Annotated in this window: 10 protein-coding genes; 5 read left to right on the top strand and 5 right to left on the bottom strand. The window is 69.0% G+C overall.

Going from position 1 to position 15,506, the window contains the following annotated elements; all coding sequences use genetic code 11:
• Nucleotides 1-9: 9 nt before the first annotated feature.
• The 3 genes from QJS31_RS26255 to trmB are packed head-to-tail and all read right to left on the bottom strand — an operon-like array spanning nucleotide 10 to nucleotide 5,305.
• Nucleotides 10-3,786, bottom strand: coding sequence for an MMPL family transporter (locus tag QJS31_RS26255; protein WP_306357987.1), 3,777 nt, complete (start codon nucleotides 3,784-3,786; stop codon nucleotides 10-12).
• Complete coding sequence (locus QJS31_RS26250) at nucleotides 3,786-4,532, bottom strand: NYN domain-containing protein (protein WP_029930272.1); 747 nt, start codon at nucleotides 4,530-4,532, stop codon at nucleotides 3,786-3,788. The genes QJS31_RS26255 and QJS31_RS26250 overlap by 1 nt, the downstream gene beginning before the upstream one ends.
• On the bottom strand, nucleotides 4,529-5,305 hold the full coding sequence (gene trmB / locus QJS31_RS26245) for a tRNA (guanosine(46)-N7)-methyltransferase TrmB (RefSeq protein WP_282785464.1): 777 nt from the start codon (nucleotides 5,303-5,305) through the stop codon (nucleotides 4,529-4,531). Before trmB ends, QJS31_RS26250 begins: the two co-directional genes overlap by 4 nt.
• Before the next feature lie 407 nt (nucleotides 5,306-5,712).
• Between trmB and QJS31_RS26240 the strand changes: the two genes are divergently transcribed.
• The 3 genes from QJS31_RS26240 (at nucleotide 5,713) to QJS31_RS26230 (ending at nucleotide 10,782) form a co-directional block, all read left to right on the top strand.
• On the top strand, nucleotides 5,713-6,774 hold the full coding sequence (locus QJS31_RS26240; RefSeq protein WP_282785462.1) for a hypothetical protein: 1,062 nt from the start codon (nucleotides 5,713-5,715) through the stop codon (nucleotides 6,772-6,774).
• A gap of 376 nt (nucleotides 6,775-7,150) precedes the next feature.
• Nucleotides 7,151-8,710: a hypothetical protein gene (locus QJS31_RS26235; RefSeq protein WP_306357986.1), complete on the top strand. Its 1,560-nt coding sequence runs from the start codon at nucleotides 7,151-7,153 to the stop codon at nucleotides 8,708-8,710.
• Nucleotides 8,711-8,955: 245 nt separating this feature from the next.
• Nucleotides 8,956-10,782 carry a phosphoenolpyruvate carboxykinase (GTP) gene (locus QJS31_RS26230; protein WP_282782991.1) on the top strand — a complete coding sequence of 609 codons (1,827 nt, stop codon included), beginning with the start codon at nucleotides 8,956-8,958 and terminating at the stop codon, nucleotides 10,780-10,782.
• 125 nt (nucleotides 10,783-10,907) lie between these two features.
• Here QJS31_RS26230 and QJS31_RS26225 read toward each other — a convergent pair whose 3' ends face one another.
• Entirely contained in the window at nucleotides 10,908-12,353 is a 1,446-nt protein-coding gene (locus QJS31_RS26225) for an aldehyde dehydrogenase (protein ID WP_282782989.1), read from the bottom strand.
• Nucleotides 12,354-12,618: 265 nt separating this feature from the next.
• On the opposite strand from QJS31_RS26225, the gene QJS31_RS26220 reads away from it, so the two are divergent.
• Complete coding sequence (locus QJS31_RS26220) at nucleotides 12,619-12,822, top strand: hypothetical protein (RefSeq protein ID WP_043600838.1); 204 nt, start codon at nucleotides 12,619-12,621, stop codon at nucleotides 12,820-12,822.
• A gap of 430 nt (nucleotides 12,823-13,252) precedes the next feature.
• On the opposite strand, the gene QJS31_RS26215 is transcribed toward QJS31_RS26220, so the two are convergent.
• Nucleotides 13,253-14,110: a class I SAM-dependent methyltransferase gene (locus QJS31_RS26215; RefSeq protein ID WP_306357985.1), complete on the bottom strand. Its 858-nt coding sequence runs from the start codon at nucleotides 14,108-14,110 to the stop codon at nucleotides 13,253-13,255.
• A gap of 175 nt (nucleotides 14,111-14,285) precedes the next feature.
• Here QJS31_RS26215 and QJS31_RS26210 point away from each other — a divergent pair, with 175 nt between their 5' ends.
• Entirely contained in the window at nucleotides 14,286-15,461 is a 1,176-nt protein-coding gene (locus QJS31_RS26210) for a glycosyltransferase family 4 protein (protein WP_282782997.1), read from the top strand.
• Nucleotides 15,462-15,506: the final 45 nt, after the last annotated feature.

Genomic DNA, 15,506 nt, shown 5'->3' with positions numbered 1-15,506 from the left:
GGTGCCTTCCTAGTCGCGGTTCTGGCGGCGGAGGAGTTCGTTGACGCTGACGGTGCGGCCCTCGCCGCCGCGATGGCGGCCCTCATCGTCGTCGTCCTTGGCGGACGGACGGCGGCGGGAGGAGCGGAGGTCGGACATCCACTGTTCGATGCTGCCGCGCGGGCCGCTGCCCTGCGGACGCTCCTCGGCGGCCTGCGGGGGCGGCTGCTGGTCGGGTGCGGCGGTGTCCGGGATCGCCTCGGTCGGTGCGTCCGCCGGGGAACCGACCCGGCGCGGCGCACCCGAATGGCCGGGGGCGGGAGCGCCCGGAGCCGGGTGACGAAGGGCGGGCGGCTGGTCACCCGCCCGGTGCTCCGGCTCCGACGGCTGGCTGTGGCCCGGTCGGCTCTGGCTGGACCGCTCGCCGGAGCCCGGACGACCCGGACCGGCGGACTGAGCCGGAGCCTGGTGCTGGTGTGTCTGCGCGGGCGGTTGACCGGGTGCCGGATATGTCTGCGCGGGCGGCTGACCCGGTGCCGGATATGTCTGCGTGGACGGCTGGTCCGGTGTCGGGTGTGGCTGCGCAGTTTGCTGGCCGGGCACCTGATGTGCCTGGTCGAGCGACTGGCGGTCGGTGCCGGACGGGTCGAACCCGGCCGCGCGGCCGGCTGCCCGGTCACCCTGGGCCAGCGGTGGACGGCCGGTCTCCACCGTCTGGCCCGACTCGTGGCCGAGCTGATCGCCCTGGTGGGTGGGCGGCTGCGGCGGCTGTGCCGAGGGGTACGGCGTCCGAGGCTGTTCCGGCTGCTGCGGTGCGGCCGGGGGATGCGGCTGGTACAGCTGCGCGCGGGTGGCGGGATGCGGGGGCAGCTTCTCCACACCGGGCGGCGGCAGTACCCGTTCCGCACCCGCCACCAGGGGAGTCGCGGGCGATGCCGGAGCATCGCTCGCCGCCGCCGGTGCGGTCGGCTGCCGAGTGCTCGGCTGGGAGATCTGCGGCACTGTTCCGTGCGAGTGGGGTCGGACCTCGTCCGAACTCGCCGCGACGTCCGCACCGGCGCCGCGCGCGGTGCGGTCGCTCGCGTACGGCGCACTGCCGCCCGGACTCCGGGGGGCATCGTCGCGGTTCCGGTCGGCCTCGCCCGGCTGGTCGGCCTCGCCCGACGGGCGCTGGAATACCTCGCCGGAACGCTGGCGATCGCCCGCGCCGGAGCCGAGATCGCTCAGGTTGGTCAGATTCGACGCGGCGCGCGGCTGTACGCCGACACCCGGGGCGGGGGCGGGCTGGCCCGGGTCGCCGGCGGCGGTGCTGTCGGACTCCGTCGGCCGGGTCGACCGAGAGCCGGACGCCTCCGCGCCGGGCCGGGCGTCCACCTTCGGGATGGCCCCGGTGGCACGGGCCACGGCCTCGGCCGCATTGGTCTGGGCGATGCCGCCGGAGGCCGTCACCACGGGCAGCACGGTGGTGGAGTCGTCCAGTCGCTCGGTCGGGGCCTCGCTGTCCACCATCCGGGGGCGGATCTTGCGGAACGAGCGCGGCTTGGTGGCGGGGGTGCCGTCGGCCAGCGCGGGCATCTGCAGGGTGACCGGGTCGGTGACCGGGGTGGTCTTCACCAGGTCCACCATGTCGCCGCCGCCGGGCCGCTCATCGTCGAGGATGGGTTCGCCGAGCCCGACCTTCTCCTGGATCTTCTTCATCCAGGCCGGAGCCCACCAGCAGTCGTCGCCGAGCAGTTTCATGGTGGCGGGCACCAGCAGCATGCGCAGCACGGTGGCGTCGATGAACAGCGCCGCCACCATGCCGTAGGCGATGTACTGCATCATCACGAGTTCGGAGAACGCGAACGCGCCCGTCACGACCAACAGGATGAGCGCCGCCGCGGTGATGATGCGCCCGGTCTGGGCGGTGCCGACGCGCACGGATTCGGTGGTGCTGGCCCCCTGCGTGCGCGCCTCCACCATGCGGGAGAGCAGGAACACCTCGTAGTCCACGGATAGGCCGTAGATGATCGCGATGATCAGCACCAGCACCGGCGACATGATCGGCTGCGGCGTGAAGTTCAGCAGGCCCGCGCCGTGGCCGTCGATGAAGATCCAGGTGAGGATGCCGAGCGTGGAACCGAGCCCGAGCGCGCTCATGAGCGCCGCCTTGAGCGGCAGCACCAGCGATCCGAAGGTCAGGAACATCAGGATGGTGGTGACCAGCAGCACCAGCGCGATCATCAGCGGCATGAGGTCCAGCAGCGAGTTGATGCTGTCCATCATCATGACCGGTTGCCCGGTGACCATGACCTCCGCGCCCTCGGGCACCGGCATCGAGCGCAGATAGTCGACGGTGTCCTCGGGATGCGCGCTGTCGGTGACGGTGGCCTCGGAGACCCAGACGTTCGACCCGTTCGGCGGTTTCGCCGGAATGCCGAACTGGGAGTTCTTCACCAGTCCGGGAGCCTGATTCGCCTCCGCCAGGATCTGGCCGATATTGCGCGAGTTGTCGGTGACGATGATCAGCTGCACCGGATCGGATTTGCGCAGCGGGAAGATCTCGTCGAAGTGCTCCTGCGCCAGTCGGGTCGGATTGTCCGGCGGCAGATAGGTTTCGCTGATACCGCCGAACTGCAGGTTCTTCACCGGGATGATGAGCAGCAGCAGCACGATGGTGAGCGGGATGGCGACCTTGAGCGGGTGCTTCATCACCCACGCGGTCATCCGGCCCCAGAAGCTGTTCTCGACCTCGTCGGCGGTCTTGGTCTTGCGAATCCACTTGAGGCCCAGCATGTCCACGCGCGGGCCGAGGATGCTCAGCATGGCGGGCAGCACGGTGAGCGCCGACACCATGGCCAGCAGCACCGCGGCGATGGTGCCGTAGGCGACCGACTTGAGGAAGCCCTGCGGGAACAGCAGCATGCCCGCGCTGGCGGCGATGATCATGGTGGCCGAGGAGGTGACGGTGCGCCCGGCCGTCATGACCGAGCGGCGCACCGCGGCCTTGGTGTCGTAGCCCTCCGCGAGTTCCTCGCGGAACCGGCTCACGATGAACAGGCCGTAGTCGATGGCCAGACCCAGGCCGATCATCGACACCACGGCGGAGACGAACGAGTTCACCTCGGTGAACTTGGTCAGTCCCATGATGATGCCGTTGGAGGCCAGAATGGTGAGCCCGCCGATGATCAGCGGCAGTGCGGCGGCGACGATACCGCCGAAGATGAAGAACAGCAGCACCGCGACGGCGGGCAGCGCCAGCAGTTCCATGCGCTTCACGTCGCTGGCGATGGTGTCGTTCAGCGTGAACCCGATGGGTTGCAGGCCCGCGACCTCGACCTGGACGCCCGGAATCGTGAAGGCGTCCTGCACCTGCGCGTAGTTCCGCAGCATCTCGGTGTCGTTGTTGCCCTCGAGGGCGAGCGCGGCGAAGGCGTGCTTCTTGTCCTTGCTGCCCGCGACCGACGGAATCCACTCGCCGGTCTCGGTCTGCCAGTAGGCCCCGTTGACCTTGGTGATCAGCGGGTATTCCTTGGGCAGGCTGTTGAGCTTGTCGACGACCGTCCGGCTGAACTCCGGATCGTCGATGGTCTTGCCCTCGGGCGCGGTGAACAGCAGCAGGATGTCGGCGCTGTGGTCGCGGCCGTAGACCTGGTCCTTGAGTTCGGCGGCCTGGGTGGATTCCGAGGTGGGGTCGAACCACCCGCTGGAGCTGAGATGGTTTTCCAGCCCGAACCCGAAACCTCCGAGTGCGAGCATGGCGGCGGTGACCACGCCGAGCACGGCGAAGCGCAGCCGGTAGACCAGGTCGCCCCAGCGGGTGAACACTAAGCGACTCCTTGAGCGGGGCGGGAGGTGAGCAGTGCGGACAGCGGCCGGAAGGGCTGCAGCCATGCTCCCTCGTCGGGCAGCGAATCGAGGCTCACCCTGGGCAGCGGTTCACGGAACACGCCCGGGATGTCCTCCAGATCGATGAACTCGAGGATATCGGACGTGACGGCCCAACTCGCGTGCTCACGGAATCCGAGCACCTGAACGGGAACGCCCGTCGCGGCGATCTCCTCGAGCGGTGCGCGGAACGCCTGTCCGTCCGCGGAGGCGACCATGATGCCCGCCAAGCCCGCGCCGCGACGGCGTAGCTCGATATGGGCGAGCATATCGCTGTCGACGTCGGAATCCTCGTCGATTTTGGGTTTTGCGAAGACTGCGTAGCCGACATTGCGCAGCGCCTCCACCCACGGTCGCACCACATCGGCGGTGCCGGGCGCGATATTGGTGAAGACGGTCGCCTCGGGTTCGACCCGGCGCGGGCTACCTACCGACAGTTCGGCTGTGCGGGCCAGCAGCCAGCGCCCGAGGGCGTCGAAGCGGGGACGGTAGGCGGCGGTGGGGCGGCCGCCGAGGATCGCGCCGAGTCCCATATCGAGATTCGGTGCGTCCCAGACCAGCAGGACGCGGCGCACGTCCGGGGTGCTGACGCCTAGTGCTGGGGTGCCGGGCACTTCCGCGGAGGGGGTGCCGTGCATTATTTCGGCAACATCCGATACCTCCGGGGTCATTTCGCTGACACTCATGATTCGATCTTCCCCCAGATGAACTCGTTGATCGCGCTACCCGCGCGGAGTCCTTTGCTTTCGAACTTGGTAATCGGACGTTCGAAACCGATTGGTGCGGTTTCGCGCCAATCGTCCGAATTGCCCCCGGTCGTCTCATTCAGGCCGATGAGCTGGGGTTCTCCCGCTCCGACCTCGGCAATCCACTCCGCGTAGTCGGCGTGGTCGGTGGCGACATGCAACACGCCGCCGGGTTTCAGCCGCGACGCGATGAGCTTCAGCGTGGCGGGCTGGATCAGCCGCCGCTTGTGATGGCGAGCCTTGGGCCACGGGTCCGGGAAGAAGATCCGGACACCGGTCAGCGACTCCTCGGCAATCATGTTTTCCAGTACGTCCACGGCATCGCCGCGCAGCAGCCGGACATTGTCGATGCCCTCGCGCTCGATGGCCTTCACCAGCATGGCCAGACCCGGCTTGTAGACCTCGATGCCGATCAGGTTGAACTGCGGCTCGTCGAGCGCCATGGCCGCGGTGGCGGTACCGGTACCGCAGCCGATCTCGATGATGAGCGGCGCGCTGCGGCCGAACCAGGCGTCGGCGTCGAGCGGGTCGTCGGACACGTCCTTCCCGATGCGCGGCCACATCCGCTCCCAGGACTCCTGCTGGGACGGCGTCAGCGCGCCCCGGCGGGACCGGAAGCTGGTGACCCGAGGGTAGAGACGGTTGCCGGTGGCCGACCGCGGCCCGGGAACTGACTCGGCAGTGTGGTTCGCGGCGTCGTTCACGGCGTCCATTGTCCAGTATTCGTTGATTAGCGCAGCAATCGACCACGCGTTGGGTGTCCGATCCGTTTTCCGGCGGGCATTTTCGTGATCGCGCCCACCTGCGTTTCCGCGACCGGGTACCGGGAAACGAGCGGTAATGCGACCGTGTCGCCGAATGGGCGGGTCGTGACGCGCCACACAGTGGCGTGGCGCCGGTGATCGGGCGCACCGTCCGCGCCGACCGGTGGGCGGCCGACGCCCCCGGCCAGCGGGGTTGTCCCGATGGCGCAATTCCCGCTTCATGGCGTCGTTTTCGTGACTAGGATTCGCTGTATTCGCGATGGGCACGCGGGTACCGGTGCGGGCACACCGGATTTCAGGGCATTTCTGCCGAAAACACACGTGAGTTATTGCGTTGAGCTACAGCGAGATACGCGATGGATGAAGGTCGAAGCGAACTGGAGCTGCTGCTGACGGCGGTCCGCGCGAGCGATACGCCGGTCCCCCCACGACTCGAAGCCGCCGTCCGGCGTTGGCGGCGGCCGTTGCGCATTCAGGTCACCGGGCGCAGCCGTGCCGGAAAGACCACGGTGCAGCGGGCTTTGGCCCTGCTCGCCGCCGAGGAGACCGCGTCGGTGGACGTGCCGGGGCAACCCGAACCGGTCCTGGACGGCGATCTCGTCCTCTATATCTTGGCGGGCGCGCCGCACCCCGCGGATCGAGCGGTGCTCGCCACCGTGCCGCCGGAGCGAATGCTGCTGGTGCTGAACAAGGCCGACGCCATCGGCAGCCGCTGGAGCGATGCGGTCACCGCCGCCGAGCGCTGCGCCGAGGAGTTCGGCGTGGCCGTTCATCCGGTGGTGGCGAACCTGGCGGCCCATACCCGATCCGGCATCGTCACCGATGCCGAACGGGCCACCCTGTGCCGCCACCGCGACCATCCGGACCCGACGTTCGCCCTCGTTCCCGAACGGTTCACCGACCCCGCCTTCGGCTCCGACACCGCCGACCGGAAGGCGCTGCTCACCCGCTGGCCGCTGCCCGGCCTGGCCTGTGCCCTCTCCGCGCTGCGGTACCGGCCCGAGCTGTCGTCGGGTCGAATCCTGCAGATCCTGCACGCCGCCAGCGGAATCGACCCGCTGCACGCCGACCTGCGCCGCCGCTGCGAAGCGCACGCGGCCCGGCGCGGCGGCGAACTCCTCGACGAGCTCACCCGGCTGGCGGCCTGCCGCATTCCGGCGCGCGACCGCATCGAGACCTACCTGCGGGGCGACGAAGCGCTGGCGCTGGGCCTGCGGGCGGGCCTGTCCAGTCCCGCGCTCGCCCGGCTGCCCGCCACCGACCCCGCCCCCTCCGACCCGGACCAAGCCCTGGCGCACGCCGCCCACTGGCGCGCGGTCGTCGCCGCCGACATCACACCGGATGCCCGTCGCGCCGCGCTGCGCATTCACGACGGCTACATCCGCCTGTGGGAACGGTTGACCGATGCCCGACTCTGAACGCCCCGGCACCGCCCGCGCCACCCGCCGGGAGACCGCCACCCCCATGGTCGGTCCGCCCGCTCCGGACGACGAGCCGTTGAGCCGGGGTCCCGAGCGTCGGGAACAGCCAACGGACGGAACCGTCGAGGAGTCCCGGGGATCCACGCACGGGCGGGAATCGCCCGGCGGTTCCGCCGCGACCGGTGGCGATACCACGGCCGCGGCCGCCGGGTCGGCCACCTCATCCGGTCCGTTTGGAGTTTTATCCCGTCCGTCCGGAGTATCAGCCACTCCGTCCGGAATTCCAGCAGATCCGTATAGAACTAGATCAGCTCCTTTCGGAGTCTTGGCAACTCCGAAAGGAGCTCATGACACTCCGTTCGGAATCTCTGGGATGCCGCGCGGCCTTATCTCGCTGTCCGCGTCGACCGTGCCGGTCGACGCGGCGCACTCAGCTCGGGTCGCCTCCATGGTGCTGCCACCGACGGCGGAAGCCGTTGTGGCGCGCTGGAATCCACAGGGCATGGCCTTGTTGGAGGCGGCGCGCGTCGGCGGTGAGGTGGCGGGTTCGATCACGCTGATCGGTGTCGACGACGCGAACACGGCCTTGCTGCGGGCCGAATTGGCACGTTTCGTTCCCCGGCTCGAGGTGTCGGAGCCGGTCGAGGAGCCTGCGCGGCCGGTGGGGGTGGCGCTGGTGCTGTGCGATGCCGCCGCGCCGATCGGGGCGCACACCCTGGACGTGGTGCGGCGGCTGCGTGCGGGCGGCGCGCGGATCGTCTTCGCGCTGGGCGGTATTCACGCGCACGACGATTGGCGCGTGATCCGGGACCGGAACCGGGAACTGCTGGCCGCGGCATTCGACGACCGTTCCGGGGTCGATATCGTCCCGGTGTCACCGCAATTGGCGGCCGCGGCGCGCACCACGGCGGACGCGGCCCTGGCCGATCGCGCCGGTATCGCCCTGTTGCACGCCCGCCTGGCCGCCGCCGCGGGTGCGGTGACCGCCGCCGACCAGGCCGAGGGTGTGCTGCGGCGGGTGCTCGCGGATACCCGTCGACGCATCGGCGAGCAGATCGAGGCCCTGCGGTCGGCCGCCGATACGGCCGCGCTGCGGGAGGAGCGGGTGGAACTGCTGGCCGTCGGCGACGGCGGGCGGTCGATCGGCATGACGGCCCTGCACAATCGGATGCAATTGGCGAAGGTCGATCTCGTGCACGAGGTCGGCGCGCGGATCCGTTCGCTCAATATCGCTGCCCGCGCCGATGTCGAGCGCCTCGGCCGCGCCGAGCAGCGCGACTATCCGCGGAATCTGCAGCGCGCGGTCGACGAGTTGACCACGGAGATCGACGCCGAGATCCGCCACCGGCTCACCGATCTGACCCGGATCGTCGAACTGACCGTTCGGGTGTTCGCGCTGACCGAGGACGAGGACGCCGAGCCCGAGCCGACCATGCGGGTGGCGCAGCGGGTCGCCGCCCCGCCCCGGGTCGGTCCCGATCCGGAGCCGCGCCGTATCGGCGTGGAGGACCGGTTGATGATCGTGGTCGGCGCGTCCGCCGGTTTCGGGCTGGGGCGGCTGATCGTCTCGCCGTTCGCGCTCATGCCCGCGTTGGACTACGCCACCGTTCCGCTGACCCTGCTGCTGGGCGCGGGGGTGGCCGCCTGGTTGGCGCGGGCGCGCGGCCAGCTGGCCGACAAGGCGCATTTGCGCCAGTGGATCGCGGATGCGCTGGTGAATGTGAAGGCGCACTTGGAGCAGCGGGTGGCCGCGGTCCTGGTGGAGGCCGAGGATCAAATCACAGACCAGCTGGTTCGGTTGGCGACCGAGAATGTGGTGGAAACAGACCGCCGGGTAGGTGAAATCGAGGACCTGCTCCGCGCCGCCGCAGCGCGCCGACCAGGGCAATTAGCGGCCTGTGAACGTGACCTTCGCACACTGGAATTCACATAACCGCTGGTCGGCGGTCTCGACCCGATACCGACTGGACAACCCGATTCCTGCGCCCGGGATATATGGCGTTAACCTCTATAGCAGGAACCCGGGCGTCCGCTTCGTCCCTGTATGCCGTCCAGCCGGGACGTGCTATCGCGCAGACGGCGGGCGGGGGCCCGACCGCAATCGGTGGCAACAGGTGTCGCGAGCTGGACTCACGCCGGCTCGAGCCATCCGAGGCCACCCATCTCAGGAGAGTTTTCATGACCTCAGCGACCATTCCTGGTCTTCACGATGGCACCGCGCCCACCGAGCACAAGGAACTGCTTGCCTGGGTTCAGGAGGTCGCAGAACTGACCCAGCCCGACCGCGTGGTCTGGGCGGACGGGTCCGACGCGGAGTGGGACCGCCTCACCGAGCAGCTCGTCGCCGCGGGCACCTTCAAGAAGCTGAACGAGGCCAAGAAGCCCAACTCGTTCCTCGCGCTCTCCGATCCCTCCGACGTCGCTCGCGTCGAATCCCGCACCTACATCTGTTCGCGCACCGAGGCCGACGCGGGCCCGACCAACAACTGGGTCGATCCGGCCGAGATGCGCGCCACCATGACCGAGCTGTACCGCGACTGCATGAAGGGTCGCACCATGTACGTGGTGCCCTTCTGCATGGGTCCGCTCGGCGCCGACGACCCCAAGCTGGGCGTCGAGATCACCGACTCCGAGTATGTGGTCGTCTCCATGCGCGTCATGACCCGCATGGGCGCCGCCGCCCTGGAGAAGCTGGGCACCGACAAGCCGTTCGTGAAGGCCCTGCACTCCGTCGGCGCGCCGCTGGCCGAGGGCCAGGCCGACGTGCCGTGGCCGTGCAACGACACCAAGTACATCACCCACTTCCCCGAGGACCGCGAGATCTGGTCCTACGGTTCGGGTTACGGCGGCAACGCGCTGCTGGGCAAGAAGTGCTACTCGCTGCGCATCGCCTCCGCCATGGCGCACGACGAGGGCTGGCTGGCCGAGCACATGCTCATCCTCAAGCTCATCTCGCCGGAGAACAAGGCGTACTACATCGCCGCCGCCTTCCCGTCGGCCTGCGGCAAGACCAACCTCGCCATGATCCAGCCGACCATTCCGGGCTGGCGCGCCGAAACCCTCGGCGACGACATCGCGTGGATGCGCTTCGGCAAGGACGGACGCCTCTACGCCGTCAATCCGGAATTCGGCTTCTTCGGCGTCGCGCCGGGCACCAACCACTCGTCCAACCCGAACGCCATGGCCACCATGGAGGCGGGCAACACCGTCTACACCAATGTCGCCCTCACCGACGACAACGACGTGTGGTGGGAGGGCCTGGAGGGCACCCCCGACCACCTGATCGACTGGAAGGGCAACGACTGGTACGAGCGCGAGTCGGAAACCCTCGCCGCGCACCCGAACTCGCGCTACTGCACGCCGATGTCGCAGTGCCCGATTCTCGCGCCGGAGTGGGACGACCCGCAGGGCGTGCCGATCTCGGCCATCCTGTTCGGCGCGCGCCGCAAGACCACCGTGCCGCTGGTGACCGAATCGCTCAGCTGGCAGCACGGGGTGTTCATGGGCGCGACCATGGCCTCCGAGCAGACCGCCGCCGCCGAGGGCAAGGTCGGCACCGTGCGCCGCGACCCGATGGCCATGCTGCCCTTCATGGGCTACCACGTGGGCGACTACCTGGGCCACTGGGGCAATATCGGCAAGAACGCCGACGCCGAGAAGCTGCCGAAGATCTTCTACGTCAACTGGTTCCGCCGCGGCGAGGACGGCCGCTTCCTGTGGCCCGGATTCGGTGAGAACTCCCGCGTGCTGGAGTGGATCATCGGCCGCATCGAGGGCCGCAAGGAGGCCCGCCCGACCCCGATCGGCAATGTCCCCACCGCCGCCGACCTCTACCTCGACGGCCTCGACGTGAACGAGGCCGATGTGGATGAGGCCCTGGCCGTCAATCCCGAGGAGTGGCGTCGCGAGATCCCGCTCATCGAGGAGTGGTTCGAATTCATCGGCGAGAAGCTGCCCTCGGGCGTCCGCGACGAGTTCGAGGGCCTCAAGCAGCGTCTCGGCTAGTCCGCCTCTCCGCGTCTTCAGCCCGCGACTGAGAAGCCGTTGGCAGGCGCGCGCACGGGGTGCGGTTGATATCGAGTGGCCGCCCGCGCCGAGTTCGGTGCGGGCGGAACCGATTCGATGCCCGACTACGAACCCTGGTATCCCATGGGCATGAGCAGGGATTTCTGTTCGCAGTAGGCGTCCAGGCCCTCGGGGCCGTTCTCGCGGCCGATGCCCGAGTTCTTGTAGCCGCCGAAGGGGGCGCAGGGGTCGAAGGCGTACCAGTTGATGGCGTAGGTGCCGGTGCGCACCTTGGCGGCGACCGCCGCGCCGTGCTCGGTATCGGTGGTCCACACCGAACCGGCTAGTCCGTAATCGCTGTCGTTGGCGATGGCGACGGCGTCGTCCTCGGTGTCGTAGGGCAGCACCGACAGCACCGGGCCGAAGATCTCCTCGCGCGCGATGGCCATGGAGTTTGCGACATCTGCGAAGATGGTCGGCTCGACGAACCAGCCCGGCAGACCGTCGGGGCGTCCACCACCGAGGACGAGGCGTGCGCCCTCGTCCTTGCCCCGGGCGATATAGCCCTCGACGCGTTCGCGCTGCCGCTGCGAGATGAGCGGGCCGAGGGTCGCGTCGGGATCGCTCGGAATACCGGTCTTCATGGCGCGCACCGCGTCCGCGAGTCCCTCCACGATCTCGTCGTACCGGCTGCGCGGCGCGAGAATGCGGGTCTGCGCCACGCACGCCTGACCGGAATTCATCAGGCCCGAGAAGGCGAGGGTGGGCATGCTCGCGGCGATATCCAGGTCCGGCAACAGGATTGCCGCAGATTTGCCACCCAGCTCCAAGGAGCAGCGCTTGAGTTGGCCGCCCGCAATGGACGCGATTTTGCGACCCACCGCGGTACTGCCTGTGAAGGTCACCTTGTCCACATCGGGATGGGAGACAAGGTATTCGGAGACCTCCGCGTCGGCGGGTAGCACCGACAGCACCCCCTCCGGCAATCCCGCCTCGACGAACAGGTCGGCCAGCAGGTTGGTGGTCAGCGGGGTGAGCGGCGCGGGTTTGAGCACGACCGTGCAGCCCGCGAGCAGGGCGGGGGCGAGCTTGTTGACGGCCAGGAAGAGCGGCACGTTCCAGGCGGTGACGGCCGCGACCACACCGACCGGTTCGCGCGAGACCCGGGTGGTGCCGAACGCGCCGACGCGAGTCTCGTTCCAGGGGAAGGACTTACCGAGTCCGGCATAGAAGTCCAGGGCGGCCTTGGCCGGGAGGTAGTTGAGCGTATTGGCGGCCATGGCGGGTGCGCCCAGTTCCGCGCTGAGCGCGGCCACCAGGTCTCCGACCCGCTGATCGAGCAGTTGGGAGACGCGGGCGAGAAGGTCGGCGCGTTGCTCCGGCGGGGTGGCGGGCCACGGGCCGCTGTCGAAGGCGCGGCGGGCCGCGTCCACCGCGGCGTCGACGTCGGCGCGGCTCACCACCGGCACGGTGCCGACGGTTTCCAGGGTGGCGGGCGAGACGACCGGGACGCGTTCGGCGCTGGCCGGGGCCGTCCAGTGACCCCCGATGAACAAGCTCTGGTAATTCATGGGAACACGTTACAGTTTTGCGCCGAGTGTTGTCCGGATGATGGTCCGGACTGCTGTCCGGAAGGTGGGGCGCGCCGTTCGGGTGGCGTTCGCCGTCGATGCGCTCATGCGTGCCCTATGCTCGGTGTGGTTCTCGTCTCACGGACCATCGGTCCGATTGCTAAACATTAGCTATTCTTTTCAACTGAGGTTGTTCGCTGCTCGTCTTCGGCATGCGGTTCGGCCGGGGGGGAGCTGAGCCGACTCGTGAAAGGCGGGCGATGGCATGACCGATCTGGATTTCGGCGCTTTCGTGCTCCCGGAGATCACCGACCTCCCGGCGGTGGCCGCCGGCACGCCCCTGCATCGGGAGGCGGGGAAATTGCAGCGGGTGCTGCCGCCGGGCTGGCGGGTCGAAGTCGTGGCGGGTCCGCAGCGTGCGGATCGGGTGGGTCAGCCGGTATTGCGATTGGTCATGCCGGATCGGTGATTATCGAGATCGATGCGAGCGCAGGGTAATTGGGCACATGCGTGGCAAATACCGGGCATTCGTAATCTCGAATTCCAACCTGTCGGTTCGCTTTTCGTGAAACGCACTATTGCATTCTGCAGCTGCTGCGAGCATGCTTATAGCTACCGCGGATTGCTCGTTCGATTCATGAACCGTTACGGCACAGGGAGTCCGAGTCATGTCGGTGCAAGTGATCGGGAGATCGCTGATGACCAGCGATCTCACGCCGCATCAGGCGAAAAGCGTTGGCGCCGGCGGCTGGGTGGTGTCATTCCTCCCCGGCCGGACACTGACAACCGAGCAAGCGACCGCCGCATTGCGAGCCGCCGAAGCCGTCGCCACGGTCAACGAACTCGCCGGACAGGTCGGGCTCACCGCCATGGAAACCGTGGGTCTCGCAAACCAGGAGTCACCGTGGAGCGAACCCGAATGCACGGGCGGATTGCGCCGACTCTGGCGTCGCGGCTGCCTCGAGCGTTGAATTCCGCTTACCGGCCACCACCACCACATTGCTGACCAGTAATTCGCGCAGCCCCGGAATGCGCACCAGCCACCACGCCCAGCGCGGGTGGTAGCGCGGGAAGACCGCCAGAATCTCGATATCCGGCGGGGTCGATCGGGCCCACCGCAGGCCGTCCGCGGCACGCACCGCGAACAGTGACCGCCCGAATCGGTTCTTCGGCTCCCGGCCGTGCTTGCGCCGGTAACGCCGGGCCGCGTACTCCCCACCCAGGTAGTGCCACGGACCGGTCTCGTGCCCGCCGAAGGGGCCCAGCCAGACGGTGTAGGACAGCACCATCAGGCCGCCCGGTTTGGTCACCCGCAGCATCTCGTCGGCCATCACCCACGGCTGCGGCACATGTTCGGCCACATTCGACGACACACAGATGTCCACCGCGTCGTCCCGGAACGGCAGCGCCATCCCCGAACCGCGCACCGCACCCGGCACCGACAGCCCGGCCGCATGCATTTCCGAAGGATCCGGTTCGACCGGGATGTACCGCGCCCCGGCCTTGGCGAACTCGTCCGCGAAGTAGCCGGGACCGCCGCCGACATCCAGCACGACGGTCCCGCGCAGGGAACGCCCGGTCAGATCCCGGAAGAAGTCGCCGACCAGATCGGCCGTATCGGCGGCCACGCCCCCGTAGAACACGGCCGGATCCGTCTGCTCGAATTTGAAACTGCCCAGCAGACGCAGGGACCGCCGGAAGGTAGCGCGACGGGCGAAACGCGGACGTCGCCATCCGGATTGCGCGGCTCGAAGCATGGCGGCCAGTCTCGCACAGCGACCATCGGGCGAAGACGCCCACCCGGGCGCGGACGGCGGCGTTTTCCCGGCCCTGGGCTGGTCAGCTGACCACTGAGGGCCCGGAAACCGGGGTGGGCGGTTATGGTGGAGCCCGTTGTCTGCCCGCATCCGTGAGAACGACCTGGAGAAGCCCGTGCGTGAAGTGTTGCTGCTGTGTTGGCGGGACACCGGGCATCCGCAGGGCGGGGGCAGCGAGCGGTACCTGGAACAGGTCGGGGCGCACCTGGCCGCGCGGGGTGTGAAGGTCACGCTGCGCACCGCCGGATACCCCGGGGCCGCCCGGCGGGAACGGATCGACGGCATCGAGATCAGCCGGGCCGGGGGACGGTACACCGTCTACCCGCGGGCGCTGGCGGCCATCGCCCTGGGACGGCTCGGGATCGGACCGCTCAAGCACGCGCGCCCGGACGCGGTGATCGACACCCAGAACGGCATCCCCTTCTTCGCGCGGGCCGCGAGCGCCGCGCCGACCGTGGTGCTGGTGCATCACGGACACCGTGAACAGTGGCCGGTGGCCGGCCGACTGATCGGACGGATCGGCTGGTGGATCGAATCCCGGCTGTCGCCGCGCGTGCATCGCCGCAACCAGTACCTGACCGTCTCCCTGCCCTCGGCGGAGGAACTGTCGCTGCTCGGCGTCGAACCGGCCCGGGTGGCGGTCGTGCGCAACGGTGCCGAACCCGTGCCCGAGGGCGTCACGCCCGGCTCCGACACCACCCGCACCGCGCATCCGAGCATCGTGGTGCTCTCCCGCCTGGTACCGCACAAGCAGATCGAGGACGCCCTCGCCGCCGTCGCGGCGCTGCGCCCCCGCATTCCCGGCCTGCACCTCGACGTCATCGGCGACGGCTGGTGGGCCGACAACCTGCGGGCGCACGCCGACGAACTCGGCATCGCCGACGCGGTCACCTTCCACGGCCATGTGGACGAGGAGCGCAAACACGAACTGCTCGCCCGCGCCTGGGTGCACGTGCTCCCCTCCCGCAAGGAAGGCTGGGGCCTGGCGGTCATCGAAGCCGCCCAACACGGCGTCCCCACCATCGGCTACCGCAGCTCGCGCGGACTCACCGACTCCATCGTCGACGGCGTCACCGGCCTGCTGGTCGACGACCCCGCCCAACTCACCGCCGCCGTGGGCGAACTGCTCACCGCACCCGAAACCCGCACCGTCCTCGGCGAGAAGGCCCGCGCCCGCGCCCGCGAATTCTCCTGGGAGCAAACGGGAAACGGGGTATACGAGGTGCTCGCGGCCGTCGCCCGCGGAGAGCGCGTCTCGGGGCTGGTGACGGCGGCGAGCGTCGAGGTGTAACCGGCACCGGACGGCCGCGTCGTGCGGTGCGCGGGATCCGGTGTA

This window comes from Nocardia sp. CC213A, from assembly GCF_030766805.1.
GTDB classification, from domain to species: Bacteria; Actinomycetota; Actinomycetes; order Mycobacteriales; family Mycobacteriaceae; genus Nocardia; species Nocardia otitidiscaviarum.
The sequence above is the reverse complement of the archived record's forward strand: the minus strand, read 5'-3'. Positions and strand labels throughout refer to the sequence as shown.

Bases quoted from the DNA above. Each gene is read 5' to 3' on its own strand.
- QJS31_RS26250 (WP_029930272.1), bottom strand. From the start codon at position 4,532: ATGAGTGTCAGCGAAATGACCCCGGAGGTATCGGATGTTGCCGAAATA.
- trmB (WP_282785464.1), bottom strand. From the start codon at position 5,305: ATGGACGCCGTGAACGACGCCGCGAACCACACTGCCGAGTCAGTTCCC.
- QJS31_RS26220 (WP_043600838.1), top strand. From the start codon at position 12,619: ATGACCGATCTGGATTTCGGCGCTTTCGTGCTCCCGGAGATCACCGAC.
- QJS31_RS26215 (WP_306357985.1), bottom strand. From the start codon at position 14,110: ATGCTTCGAGCCGCGCAATCCGGATGGCGACGTCCGCGTTTCGCCCGT.
- QJS31_RS26230 (WP_282782991.1), top strand. From the start codon at position 8,956: ATGACCTCAGCGACCATTCCTGGTCTTCACGATGGCACCGCGCCCACC.
- QJS31_RS26240 (WP_282785462.1), top strand. From the start codon at position 5,713: ATGGATGAAGGTCGAAGCGAACTGGAGCTGCTGCTGACGGCGGTCCGC.
- QJS31_RS26235 (WP_306357986.1), top strand. From the start codon at position 7,151: ATGCCGCGCGGCCTTATCTCGCTGTCCGCGTCGACCGTGCCGGTCGAC.
- QJS31_RS26225 (WP_282782989.1), bottom strand. From the start codon at position 12,353: ATGAATTACCAGAGCTTGTTCATCGGGGGTCACTGGACGGCCCCGGCC.